The sequence below is a fragment of the Myxococcus sp. AM011 genome (assembly GCF_013372595.1).
In the GTDB taxonomy this organism is placed as follows: Bacteria; Myxococcota; Myxococcia; order Myxococcales; family Myxococcaceae; genus Myxococcus; species Myxococcus eversor.
The window spans coordinates 1-12,106 of record NZ_JABXEM010000055.1; the positions used below are offsets into that span (position 1 = coordinate 1).

The window sequence follows — 12,106 nt, forward strand, 5'->3', positions numbered from 1 at the left end:
CCTCCCCCACCACTCCAAGGAGCCGCACGAGCACGTGCACACCGTCAGCACCGCCGCCGGCGCGCTGATGGCCGTCAGCGGCGTGCGCTCGTTGCTGCTCGCCCTGCCCCCGCTGCTCGTCGGCGGCAGCATGAGCCTGGCCGCGTGGACGTACCTGCCCGGCTTCGCGCTGGGCATCCTCATCGGCATGGGCACCGTGGGTCTGCTCTTCGCCGAGGGCATCACCCGCCTCAACGACCGCATCACCATGTGGGTACAGCGCGGCGTCGCCCTGGGCTCCGGTGCGCTCGGCCTGTTCTGGATTGGCTCCCGCCTGACGGGCGGCTGAACCCACACAGACACCGGGCGCCACGTGACGGCGCCCGCCCGGCGACCCGACCGCGCTACGAGCGCTTGTCCAGGATGCCCAGCGACATCATCGCCACCAGGAAGCCGTAGACGACGTGCTCGGGGCGATTGGCGAACGCCAGGAGCTCCGCGACGGTGCGGTTGCCATCAATCTTGGGCAACAGCTCCGCCTCCCACCGCTCCAGCTCCACTTCGTTGAGCTGGTACGCCGGGGCCACCGCGGGGATGAGCCGGTCCTCCGGCTGCAGCAGGCGGCGCAGGCGCTCCGGCTTGTAGAGCTTCTTGATGCCGCGGACGATGAGGTTGCCCGGGTGCACGTCCAGCTTGATGGACTCCGCGCTGGCCTTCTCCCGGAAGCTCATCACGTACGTGCCGTCTTCCCACGCGAAGAGCGAGTAGATGACGGCCTTCACCTGCTGGCCCACGTAGTACAGCCGCTCGGTGTCCTTGAGCAGGCCGCGCTCCACCAGCACGTCACCGGTGCGCCGGTTCGTCGCGCCCGCCACGGCGGAGGCGTCCTGGAGCTGCTCGGGTTTGATTTTTCCCACGCGGACCAGGAACTGTCCGAAGCGGTCCGCCAGCAGGTTGGAGAGGGCGAACACCGGCATGCCCTTCTCGAAATAGACGACCTTCTTCACCTTGCCGCGCTGGATGCCCAGCTCGCCCGTCTCGCGCGACAGGTAGTAGGCGGTGAGCAACGAGGGCAGGTTGTCCTTCAGCTCCCCCCGGCGGCTGCCCGGCGCGCCCGAGCCCGCGGGCGGAGGGTCCGGCGGCCGGCCCGGCGTGGGCGGACGCACCTGGGTGGCCGGCACCTTCTGCATGGGGCTGGCGGTGAGGTTGGCGCCGCGAATCTCCGCGGTGATGTTGCCGCCGCCCGTCACCTTGATGCGGCCCGTCAACTCCATCACGTCCTGCGGGCCCTCCTCCTCCACGTCGATGTCCAGCTCCACCTCGAAGGCGTCCTGGAGGGAGCCAGCGGGCGGGGCCTTCTTCTCCGGAGCGAGGACCTTGGTGACGGCCTCGAGCAGCTTCTGCGCCTCGAAGGGCTTCTCGAAGTAGCCGGCGGACTGGTACTTCTGGCGGGCCTCCAGCGCGTGCTTGCCGCCCTTGAAGACGCCGGTGATGAAGAGCAGCGGGAGCTGGGCGTTGTCCTTCCGCAGCGCGTCCGCCAGGTGGTAGCCCATCATGTCCGGCAGCAGGATGTCCAAGACGGCCGCGCCCGGAGGATTGGCGCGAGCCACTTCAATCGCCTGCCTGCCGCGGCTGGCGCCGACGACCTCGTAGCCCGCATCCTCGAAGAGCTGCGTGAGGAGGGAGAGAAGCTCCGGGTTGTCATCGACGACGAGGATTCTGGGGGCGGCCATCGCGGGTCGTACGCTACCAGATGAAGGCGGAGGGGTGGGACAATCTACCCCCGACTTCCGGTTTCCACGGTGGATGCATCTGTGCGGCCGGGCGGTTAGGGTGACGACCCCGTCATGTCCTTTCGTCACCTCGTTCGCGCCCAGGGCCTGTTCCTGCTGGCCTGCCTCCCGCTCTTGCTTCCCGCCGTCGCACTCGCTCAGTCGTCCAGCGATGGAGGCATCATCATCCCCCTCCCGGACGCCTCCTCGGGAGAGGGCGGGCCCGACCGGGACAACCCTGAGGGAGAGGACGGAACGGGGCGGGTGAACACCGTCTGCCGCAGCACCGGAGACTGCTCGCCGCGCTTCACTTGCGAGAACGGCACCTGCCGCTACACGGGGGTGCGCAAGGCGGAGCAGGTGGGCTGTCTGATGGGCGCGGAGGCCGCGCTGGTGATGGTGGGACTGGCCGGTCTGGCCCTCCCCCGGAAGAAGCGTTAGGGGGCGAGCACATGCGGCTGGGGCTCAAGGCGGACAACCTGCTGGAGCGAGTGGCGGACTGGTTCAACCTGGCCCCCCAACCCCTGGCCCACGCCTTCTTCGGGATGATGGCCTCGCGCACGCTGATGGCGGGCGTGCGGCTGGGCATCTACGCCGCGCTGGCGGACGGCGCGGCCACCTCGGAGGCCCTGGCGGCGCGGTTGAAGCTGTCTCCGGAGGGGACGCGCTCGCTCCTGGAGGCGCTGATAGCGTGCGAGGCGGTGGAGCGTCAGCGCGACGGCCGCTACCGCCTGGCGCCGCGCTCGAAGCGGTGGCTGGACCCGCGCTCGCCCAAGTACGTGGGCGCGTTCCTGGAGTTCAACTACGCGCAGTGGGATTGGTGGACGGGGCTGGAGGGCGTGGTGCGCTCGGGCGAGGCGGTGGACATCCACTACTTCGCCCCCGAGGACCCGCGCTGGCGCGACTACATCCACGCCATGCACCAGCTCGCCCGGCTGGCGGCGCCGGAAGTCGCGGGTGCCATCCCCCTGCCCCGAGGCGCCAAACAGCTGTTGGATCTGGGCGGCGCCCATGGCTGGTTCGCCGCGGAGCTGTGCCTGCGCAACAAGGGCCTCAAGGCCACGGTGCTGGATTTGGAAGGCAGCGTGCGCGTGGGGCGGGACATCATCGCCTCCGCGGGGCTGAGCCACCTCGTCACGCACCAGGCCGGGGACATCCTCACCGCGGAGCTGGGCGGCCTCCATGACGGGGTGCTGTTGTTCCAGGTGATGCACCACCTGACGCCCGCGCAGAACGTGGCGCTCCTGCGCCGCATCCGCGCCTCGCTGGCGCCCAAGGGGACGCTGGCCGTGCTGGAGTACCTGCGCGAGGACATCCAGGACCCGACCAGCTCCGCGCCCCTCATCGGCCTGCACTACTTCGTCACCTCGGGCGCGGACGCCTACACGCCCGCGGAGGTGGAGGGCTTCCTCGACGACGCGGGCTACCGCATCGAGAGCAGCCGACCCATCCGAAACCTCCCCCTCCAGACGCTGCTGATCGCCCGACTCGACTGAGCGGTGCCCTGGCGGGCGGAGGGCCGTGCGCCCTTCCCGCGCCCGGAAGCCGTCCGACAGGGTAGCCTTCGCCTCCGCTTCCCATGCTTCCAGAGACACCCCTCTCCGCAGACCCGCCAGACGTGGCGCTCGCCGTCGACCTCGACGGGACGCTGGTGCGCACCGACACGCTGCACGAGAACCTGCTCGTGCTCTTCAAGCGCGCGCCCTGGCTGCTCCTGCTGATGCCCCTGTGGGTGCTCAAGGGCAAGGCGTACTTCAAGGCGGAAGTGGCAAAGCGGGCGGGGCTGGATGCCACCCAGTTGCCGTACAACGAGGAGCTGCTCGCGTTCCTCCACGAGGAGAAGGCGCGAGGCCGCAAGCTGGTGCTGGCCACGGCGGCGGACCAGCGAATCGCGCAGGCCGTCGCCGCGCACCTGGGCCTCTTCACGGAGGTCCACGCCAGCGACGGCACGGTGAATCTGTCCGGCGCGCGCAAGCTGGCGAAGCTGAAGGCGGCGCTGGGCACGTTCGACTACGCGGGCAACGACGCGGTGGACCTGCCGCTGTGGCGCGAGTCGCGGCACATCGTGGTGGTCCACGCGCCCGCGGGCGTGCTGGAGAAGGCGCGAGCGCTGGGGCGCCACGTGCACCGCGTCTTCGAGAAGCCCGCGGTCGGCCCGCGCGTCTGGGTGAAGGCGCTGCGCGTGCACCAGTGGGCGAAGAACGCGCTCGTCTTCGTGCCGGTGCTCGCCGCGCACAAGGCCGCGTCGCCGGACCTGCTCGCCCAGGCGATGCTGGCCTTCGTGGCGTTCAGCCTGTGCGCCTCCAGCGTGTACGTGCTCAACGACTTGTTGGATTTGGACGCGGACCGGCGGCACCCGACGAAGAAGAAGCGTCCCTTCGCGGCCTGCGCGCTGCCGGTGAGCGTGGGCGTGGCGCTGGCGCCGGTGCTGCTGCTCGCGGGAGCGGCGGTGTGTCTGCTGTTGCCGCCCGCCTTCTCCGCGCTGCTGGCGACGTACTACGCGATGACGCTGGCGTATTCGCTGCGGCTCAAGCAGGTGGTGATGCTGGACGTGCTGGTGCTGGCGGGCCTGTACACGGTGCGCATCTTCGGCGGCTCGCTGGCGGTGGGCGTGCCCACGTCGAGCTGGCTGCTCATGTTCAGCATGTTCCTCTTCCTGTCGCTCGCGCTGGTGAAGCGGCTGAGCGAGGTGCGCCGGCTGCGGCTGTCCAACGAGACGACCGCGCACGGGCGCGGCTATCTGGCGCAGGACTACGAGCAGCTCGCCAGCCTGGGAGCGGCGGCGGGCCAGGTGTCCGTGCTGGTGCTGGCGCTGTACATCACGTCGAAGGAAGTGACTGTCTATTACGACCACCCGGAGCGGCTGTGGCTGTTGTGCCCGGTGATGCTCTACTGGGTGGGCCGCATCTGGGTGCTGGCGCATCGCGGGCAGGTGAACGAGGACCCGCTCGTCTTCGCGCTCAAGGACAAGGTGAGCTACGCGGTGGGGCTCGTCTCCGCCCTGGTGCTGTGGGCGGCCACGTGAGAGGGCTTCCGCGATGAAGTCACTGGAGTCCTGGGGGCGCTACCCCCAAGTCGAGCAGCGCACGCAGTCGCTGACGTGGCGCTCGGACGCGCTGCCGCGAATCTCCGGCTCGGTGCTGCCGCACGGGCTGGGGCGCAGCTATGGCGACTCCTGCCTCAACGGGGGCGGGACGCTGCTGCTCACCTCGGGGTTGGACAAGCTCATCGCCTTCGACGCGGCCACGGGCGTGGTGCGCTGCGAGGCGGGCGTCACGCTGGACACGCTGTTGCGACTGGCGGCGCCGCGCGGCTGGTTCCTGCCGGTGACTCCGGGCACCAAGTACGTGACGGTGGGCGGCGCCATCGCCAACGACGTGCACGGGAAGAACCACCACCGGGGCGGGACGTTCGGCCGCTACGTGCGCCGCTTCGAGCTGGTGCGCTCGGATGGCAGCCGCCGCCTGTGCGCGCCAGACGAGAACCCGGACTGGTACGGCGCGACGATTGGCGGCCTGGGGCTCACCGGGCTCGTCACCTGGGCGGAGGTGCAACTCAAGCCCATCAGCAACCCGTACGTGCTCCAGGAGACGGTGCCCTTCGGCAACCTGGACGAGTTTCTCGTCGTGGCGCGCGAGTCCGAGGCCGACCACGAGTTCACCATGGCGTGGGTGGACTGCCTGGCGCGCGGCAAGAAGGTGGGACGGGGGCTGTTGTACCGGGGCAACTTCGCGCCGCCGCAGTTCGACGGGCTTCCCTTGGCGAAGAGCCATCTGTCGCACGGCATCGGCCTCGCGGTGCCGATGGACATGCCGGCGTTCTGTCTCAACCGGCTGTCGGTGTCGGCGTTCAACTGGCTCTACTTCCATCGGCAGAACGGCAAGCCGAAGCAGCGGCTGACGCACTACGACCCGTTCTTCTATCCGCTGGATGCCATCTACGCGTGGAACCGCATCTACGGCAGCCGGGGCTTCCTCCAGTTCCAGTGCGTGGTGCCCTACTCCACCGCGCGCGACGCGCTGAAGGACATCCTGGAGCGCAGCGCTCGCGGCGGGCTGCCCAGCTTCCTGTCGGTGCTGAAGACCTTCGGTGACATCCCCTCGCCGGGATGGATGTCCTTTCCTCGTCAGGGCGTGACGCTGGCCATGGACTTCGCCAACCGGGGGGAGAAGACGTACCGGTTGGTGGAGGAGTTGGACCGGGTGACGCGCGAGGCAGGCGGCGCGGTGTACCCGGCGAAGGACGCGCGGATGAGTCCGGAGAGCTTCGCGGCGTACTTCCCGCGCCGCTCGGAGTTCGCGGGGTACATCGACCCGGCGTTCTCGTCGTCGTTCTGGCGGCGGATGAATCCGGTGACCATGCCCTTCTCTCTGGAATCGGAGCGCGCTTCCGGAGCGCCGCATCCCAAGTCCTTGCTTGCGCTTCGCTGACCTCTCTCCGAGATTGCCGACCCCATGAAGAAAGTGCTCGTTCTCGGCGCCACCAGCGCCATTGCCCAGGCGACGGTGCGGCTGCTCGCCGCGCGCGGTGCCTCGCTGTACCTCGTGGGCCGCAACGCGGAGAACCTGGACGCGGTGGCGAAGGATGCCGCCACGCGAGGCGCCGCGAAGGTGGAGTCGAAGGCGGTGGACCTGAACGACTTCGCCGTGCACGAGGCGCTGGTGGACGGGGCGTTCCAGGCGCTGGGCGGGTTGGACGGAGTGGTGCTCGCGCACGGAGTGTTGGGAGACCAGGCGGAGGCGCAGCGCTCGTGGACGGCGACGGAGGCGGTGCTGCGCACCAACTTCCTGAGCGCGGCGTCATTGCTGACGGTGCTGGCCAACCGGTTCGAGGCGCAGAAGGCCGGCACGCTGGTGGTGATTTCGTCGGTGGCGGGAGACCGGGGCCGGCAGAGCAACTACGTGTACGGCACGTCGAAGGGCGCGCTGACCGTGTTCCTCCAGGGCCTGCGCAACCGCCTGGCGAAGTCCAACGTGGCGGTGGTGACGGTGAAGCCGGGTTTCGTGGACACACCGATGACGGCGCACCTGCCGAAGAACAAGCTGTTCGCCTCGCCGGAGAAGGTGGCGCGCGGACTGCTCAGCGCCGCCGATTCGCGCAAGAACGAGGTCTACGTTCCCGGCATCTGGGCCATCATCATGCTCATCATCAAGAGCATCCCGGAATCCGTGTTCAAGAAGTTGAAGCTCTAGCTGTAAACGAACGCCGTCAGCGGCGCGGCTTGTCGGACGGCCCTGCTATCTCCACACTCGGGGCATGGCCTACGGCAAACGCGAAACAGAGGGTGTCGCGACCCTCGCCGACATCGAGGCCCTGCCCGAGGGCGTCGTGGGCGAGGTCATCGAAGGAACGTTGTATGTGCATGCCCAGCCGCGTGCTGGGCACATGGACCTTATTGGAGCCTTGAACGTAGTGCTCCGTGGTCCGTTCCAGCAGGGCATCGGTGGACCAGGCGACTGGTGGATTCAGATGAAGCCAGGGGTTCGGCTGGAGTGCTCGCCTGAGTTCGTTCCGGACCTCGCGGGATGGCGCAAGGAGCGGGTGGCGCTGTTTCCGGCGGGCTGGTGGTCCCTGCCTCCGGATTGGGCCTGCGAAATCCTGTCACCGTCGACGCGTGGCTACGACACACGCATCAAGCGCCCGTTCTACGCGAGGCTGGGAGTCCAGCATCTGTGGTTCATCGACCTGGACACGCGCACGCTCACAGTGAGCGAGCTGCGCGATGGACTCTGGACGGAAGTGGGGAACTACGGTGATGCGGACGTCGTCCGCGTGCCTCCGTTCGACGACATCGAGTTGAAGCTCGGTAGGCTGTGGCCGCTTTTGGAGACACCCGACACCGAGTAGCCGCCTCCACGCGGCTTGTCAGACCGCGCTGCTATCTCCACACTCGGGGCATGGCCTACGGCAAGCGCGAGACAGGGGGTGTCGCGACCCTCGCCGACATCGAGGCTCTGCCCGAGGGCGTCGTGGGCGAGATCATCGATGGAGCGCTGTACACGCATGCCCGCCCTGGTGGCGGACATGTCTATTTCGGGCTGAGACTCTTTGGTGAGCTGGATGGTCCGTTCCAGCTCGGAAACTCCGGGCCCGGCGGCTGGTGGCTCATGGTCGAGCCCGGCGTACAGGCCTCGGGCTCCCCCGAGTTCATCCCGGACCTCGCTGGCTGGCGACGAGAACGCGTCGCCACACTCCCCGAACGGCAGTGGACCACGGAACCCGACTGGGTCTGCGAAATCCTGTCGCCGTCGACACGTGCGTATGACCTGCGCATCAAGCGCCCGTTCTACGCACGCCTCGGAATCAAGCACCTTTGGTTCATCGACCTGGACTCACGCACGCTCACCGTGAGCGAGCTGCGTGACGGGCAATGGGCCGAGCTGGGCATCTACAACGAGGACAACGTACTCATCCGAGTCCCACCCTTCGAGGACCTGGAGCTGCGCTGGGGCTGGCTCTGGCGCGTTCTTCAACGCACCGACTGAGCCAACCTCCAGCGCGGGCATGACACTCAGCGCACCGCCGGACGGAACCACGTCGGCTCGGCGCGCACGGACGTCCCGCCAGTGAACATGCCGCTGGTGAAGAACGCGTTCTCGAAGAAGATGTACGGGTGCACCAGCTCCGGGCGACCGGCGGCGGCCAGCTTCGCCGACTGCGCCTCCGGAATCTCCACGTCCAGGGCACGCAGGTTCGCCTCGAGCTGCTCCAGCTTCGTCGCCCCGATGATGGTGGACGCCACCCCCGGCCTCCGGGTCACCCACGCCAGCGCCACCTGCGCGGGCGGCTTGTCCAACTCCCGCGCCACCTCCATCAGCGTGTCCACGATGCGCCAGTTCTTCTCCGTGAAGAGCTTCTCCATCCCAGGATTGCCACGTCCCTGGACGGCCGGCAGTCGGCCCTCGCCCTTCGCGACCAGCCCCTCTCGCGCGTACTTGCCCGACAACAACCCCGACGCCAGCGGGCTCCACGGGGTGATGCTCGCCCCCAGCTCCAGCACGGCCGGGATGTGCTCCCGCTCGATGTTGCGCTCCACCAGCGAGTACTCCAGCTGCAACGCGACGATGCGCTCCCAGCCCTCACGCTCCGCCAGCGTCTGCGCCCGCGCGAAGTACCAGGCCGGCACGTCCGACAGGCCGATGTAGCGAATCTTCCCCGCCCTCACGAGGTCCGTCAGCGTGCTCATCACCTCCTCCATCGGAGTGATGCCGTCCCACGCGTGCATCCAGTACAGGTCCAGGTAGTCCGTCTTCAGCCGGCGAAGCGAACCCTCCACCGCGCGGTGGATGTTCTTGCGGCCGTTGCCTCCCGCGTTCGGGTCTCCAGGCGACGTGTTCACCGTGAACTTGGTCGCGATGACGGCGCCGTCACGCCCACCCTGCTTCGCGAAGTAGTCCCCGATGATCTCCTCGCTCGTGCCGTTGGTGTAGCCGTCCGCCGTGTCGAGGAAGTTGCCCCCCGCCTCCAGGTAGCGGGCCAGCAGGCGGTGCGCCGTGTCCTTGGGGCTGCCCCAGCCCCACTCCGTGCCGAACGTCATGGTCCCCAGGGCCAGCGGGCTCACCCTCAACCCCGAGCGCCCCAGCAGGTGGTAGCGGGAAAGCGAGCCGATGCGGTTCGTCGTCGTCATGCGTGCCTCCGTGAATGACCTCAAATTGCCGCCCGAGGGCTTTTCGGAGAAGCGGCACGATTCGAAAGCACTGTTTAGGATGGCTTCATAATGGCACTGACCCCACTCAACGAGCTGGCCGTGTTCGTCTCCGTCGCCCGGCACAAGAGCTTCACGCGGGCCGCGAAGGAGCTGGGTGTCTCCACCTCCGCGGTGAGTCAGTCCGTGCGGCTGCTGGAGGAGCGCGTCCAACAAGCGCTGTTCTTCCGGACCACGCGGAACGTGTCGCTCACCGACGCCGGCCAGCGATTGCTGGAGCGCGCCGCGCCCGGACTGGAGTCGGCCCTCAACGCGCTCGAACACCTGTCCGCCGACGCCACCCAGCTCACCGGCACCCTGCGCCTCACGGTGCCCGGCATCGCCCTGGCCAGCGTCATCGAGCCGGTGCTGCCTCGCTTCCTCCGGGAGAATCCCCACGTCCACGCGGAGGTGCGCGTGTCGGACAGGCTCGTGGACATCGTCGAGGAAGGGCTCGACGCGGGACTGCGGCTGGTGGAGGCCGTGGAGAAGGACATGGTGCAGGTGCGCCTCACGCCCGCCTTCCGCTTCATGGTCCTCGCCTCCCCGGCCTACCTGAAGCGCCACGGCACTCCGCTGCGCCCCGAGGACCTGGCGAAGCATGACTGCATCACCTACCGCGCACCCACGACGGGCCTGCCCTATCACTGGGAGCTGGAGCGAGGACGCAAGGAGCTGCGCGTCCAGGTGAAGGGCCAACTGGCCACGGACCACGCCGAGGTCATGTTCCGCATGGCGGTGGCGGGCGTGGGGCTGACCTATCTGGCGGAGCTGCAGGTCGCCCCTGCCCTGCGTGCGGGGACCCTCGTGCCGGTGCTGGAGGACTGGGCGCCCTCCGTCCCAGGCATCTTCCTGTACTACCCCCACCGCGCCCGCGCCTCACCACCGCTGCGCGCGTTCATCGCCCTGGCGCGCAAGCTGCTCCCTACCCACGGCCCCGCTTGAGCCGACGCCTCACGCTGGCAGCGGCGGCTCCGCGAGGAACGCCAACGCCGTGCGCGCGAAGGCCTCGCGCTGCTCCCCATAGATGGGGCCATGGCCACCGCCGGGGACGACCCACAGTCGGGACGCGGGAATGGCGCGGTACAACTCCACCGACAGCTCCAGCGGATAGAGCGGGTCCTGGTCTCCCTGGACGAGCAGCGTCGGCGCACGCACCGTGCCCAGCAGCGGCGGCGTAAAGGTCATGTCGTCGAAGCTGTTCGCGAAGCCTCGGCCGTGTCGCCAGAGCTCGCGAATCTGCGCGTCTCCGTGGACGTGCTTGGAGCGCATGTCCGCCCACTCCGCCTCGGTGCGCGATTCCTCCGTGAAGGTGGCCATGATGCGGCGGGCCTGCGCGGGGTAGTACGGCGTGCTGGAGACGAGCACCATCCGCTCCACGCGGCCCGGCGCTCGCGTCGCGATGTGCAGCAGCGTGTTGCCTCCCAGGCTCATGCCGATGGCGCGGAAGCGCTCGATGCCCAGCGAGTCCAACAGCGCGAGCACGTCCGCCGCGCACTGGCGCGTGGTGAAGTCCTCCGACGGATTGCCGCTCCGGCCGTGGCCTCGCAAGTCCGGGATGACAAGCCGGTACTGGCGAGCGAGCGCATCCAAATCGAACACGTGGGCCCAGTCCGCGCCCGTTCCCGTGAAGCCGTGGAGGAGGACGAGCGGAGGTCCGTCGCCCAGCAGCGTGTGATGCAGCAATGGGCCATCGAGCGTGGCCGTGCGCGGGTCTCTCGTCGCGTTCATCTCCTGCCTCCCGTGAGGGACCGAAGGGGTTCCGGTCGCGAGGGGAAGTACGGGAGACCCGTACAACTTGATAGCTGCGTTCTTTTCCGCAAAACTGCTTCGCGGCACCACGGCATGGGAGTTCACGCTAGGCCGGACGTCGCAGCGCTAGTCGAGTGCTCCGTCGATGATCTTCTTGGCGACGCCGAACGAGAAGCCGGCGCGAGCCAGCGCCGCGAGGTCGCGTTTGCGATTCTCCTCTCGCTTCGCCAAATCTTTGCGGAAGGGACCCAGTCGCTTCTTCCGGGCCCAGATGCGCGCGGCGTCTTCGTCGGAGACCTCCGCGGTGGCCAGCGCCACCTTGCGCTGCACCAGGTCCGCGTCCACGCCCTTCATCCGCAGCTTCTGGGCAATCATCCGCGTGCTGCGGCCGGAGGCGCGCAGCGACTGTGCCTTCATCCCCGCATAGGTGTCGTCGTTGATGAGGTTGTTGCGGACGAGCTTCTGCGCGAGCGCGTCAATCCACCCGAGCGCCTCGGTGCGGTCTCCGCCGTGCTCCTTCACCGAGCGGTCCACCCGGCGCACCAGCACGCGCTTCAACTGGCTCACCGTGGAGGCGTAGCGCTTGAGGTAGTGGAGCGCCACGTTCTCCAGATAGCGGGCGGACACCTTCCGGGGTCGCTTCTGCTTCCTGGGAGGCCTGCTGTCCTGTCCGGTCCGGTCGTCGTCCACGTGGCCCCCTATCTACCAGGGGCGTCTGACCCGGACGCGAAACAAGAGCCCACAAGTCCTCAACACCCGAGCGGGCGGCCGAGCGGCACACCCGCCTCCTCGCGACTCAACGAGTTGGAATGACACAGCTCGTGGGCACGGGCGTCCCGAACGCCAGAGCCGCACAGAGAGATGAAGCGACACAGCCAGCGGGCGCGGGAGTGCCGGGCGCCAGGGCCTCGCAGAGAGG

At 68.6% G+C, this 12,106-nt stretch carries 12 protein-coding genes and 1 pseudogene; 9 read left to right on the forward strand and 4 right to left on the reverse strand.

The annotated features are described in order from the left end of the window. Positions 1 to 328 (forward strand): annotated as a pseudogene (locus HUW62_RS14115) (hypothetical protein); the annotation flags it as partial. A gap of 55 nt (positions 329 to 383) precedes the next feature. Here HUW62_RS14115 and HUW62_RS14120 read toward each other — a convergent pair. Beyond that, positions 384 to 1,712: a response regulator gene (locus HUW62_RS14120; RefSeq protein ID WP_163864013.1), complete on the reverse strand. Its 1,329-nt coding sequence runs from the start codon at positions 1,710 to 1,712 to the stop codon at positions 384 to 386. A 114-nt stretch (positions 1,713 to 1,826) separates the two neighbouring features. Between HUW62_RS14120 and HUW62_RS14125 the strand changes: the two genes are divergently transcribed. From HUW62_RS14125 to HUW62_RS14155, 7 genes are all read left to right on the forward strand, one after another. Then, entirely contained in the window at positions 1,827 to 2,192 is a 366-nt protein-coding gene (locus HUW62_RS14125; protein ID WP_163864014.1) for an MXAN_6627.5 family MYXO-CTERM protein, read from the forward strand. 11 nt (positions 2,193 to 2,203) lie between these two features. Further along, positions 2,204 to 3,247, forward strand: a complete 1,044-nt coding sequence (locus tag HUW62_RS14130; RefSeq protein WP_176434750.1) for a class I SAM-dependent methyltransferase — start codon at positions 2,204 to 2,206, stop codon at positions 3,245 to 3,247. Between the two features lie 83 nt (positions 3,248 to 3,330). After that, positions 3,331 to 4,776, forward strand: a complete 1,446-nt coding sequence (locus HUW62_RS14135) for a UbiA family prenyltransferase (protein ID WP_163864016.1) — start codon at positions 3,331 to 3,333, stop codon at positions 4,774 to 4,776. 13 nt (positions 4,777 to 4,789) lie between these two features. After that, positions 4,790 to 6,181 (forward strand): FAD-binding oxidoreductase, encoded by a 1,392-nt coding sequence (locus HUW62_RS14140; protein ID WP_163864017.1) that lies wholly within the window; start codon positions 4,790 to 4,792, stop codon positions 6,179 to 6,181. A 24-nt stretch (positions 6,182 to 6,205) separates the two neighbouring features. Next, on the forward strand, positions 6,206 to 6,943 hold the full coding sequence (locus HUW62_RS14145; protein WP_163864018.1) for an SDR family oxidoreductase: 738 nt from the start codon (positions 6,206 to 6,208) through the stop codon (positions 6,941 to 6,943). A gap of 64 nt (positions 6,944 to 7,007) precedes the next feature. Then, positions 7,008 to 7,598, forward strand: a complete 591-nt coding sequence (locus HUW62_RS14150) for a Uma2 family endonuclease (protein ID WP_163864019.1) — start codon at positions 7,008 to 7,010, stop codon at positions 7,596 to 7,598. A gap of 50 nt (positions 7,599 to 7,648) precedes the next feature. Beyond that, positions 7,649 to 8,236 (forward strand): Uma2 family endonuclease, encoded by a 588-nt coding sequence (locus tag HUW62_RS14155; protein WP_163864020.1) that lies wholly within the window; start codon positions 7,649 to 7,651, stop codon positions 8,234 to 8,236. Between the two features lie 26 nt (positions 8,237 to 8,262). Here the strand turns inward: HUW62_RS14155 and HUW62_RS14160 are convergent, their stop codons facing one another. Further along, positions 8,263 to 9,378 carry an aldo/keto reductase gene (locus tag HUW62_RS14160; RefSeq protein WP_163864021.1) on the reverse strand — a complete coding sequence of 372 codons (1,116 nt, stop codon included), beginning with the start codon at positions 9,376 to 9,378 and terminating at the stop codon, positions 8,263 to 8,265. Between the two features lie 90 nt (positions 9,379 to 9,468). On the opposite strand from HUW62_RS14160, the gene HUW62_RS14165 reads away from it, so the two are divergent. After that, positions 9,469 to 10,380 (forward strand): LysR family transcriptional regulator, encoded by a 912-nt coding sequence (locus tag HUW62_RS14165; RefSeq protein ID WP_163864022.1) that lies wholly within the window; start codon positions 9,469 to 9,471, stop codon positions 10,378 to 10,380. A gap of 9 nt (positions 10,381 to 10,389) precedes the next feature. Here HUW62_RS14165 and HUW62_RS14170 read toward each other — a convergent pair whose 3' ends face one another. Then, positions 10,390 to 11,166: an alpha/beta fold hydrolase gene (locus HUW62_RS14170; RefSeq protein ID WP_163864023.1), complete on the reverse strand. Its 777-nt coding sequence runs from the start codon at positions 11,164 to 11,166 to the stop codon at positions 10,390 to 10,392. A 147-nt stretch (positions 11,167 to 11,313) separates the two neighbouring features. Next, positions 11,314 to 11,877 (reverse strand): regulatory protein RecX, encoded by a 564-nt coding sequence (locus HUW62_RS14175; protein ID WP_176434751.1) that lies wholly within the window; start codon positions 11,875 to 11,877, stop codon positions 11,314 to 11,316. Positions 11,878 to 12,106 lie beyond the last annotated feature (229 nt).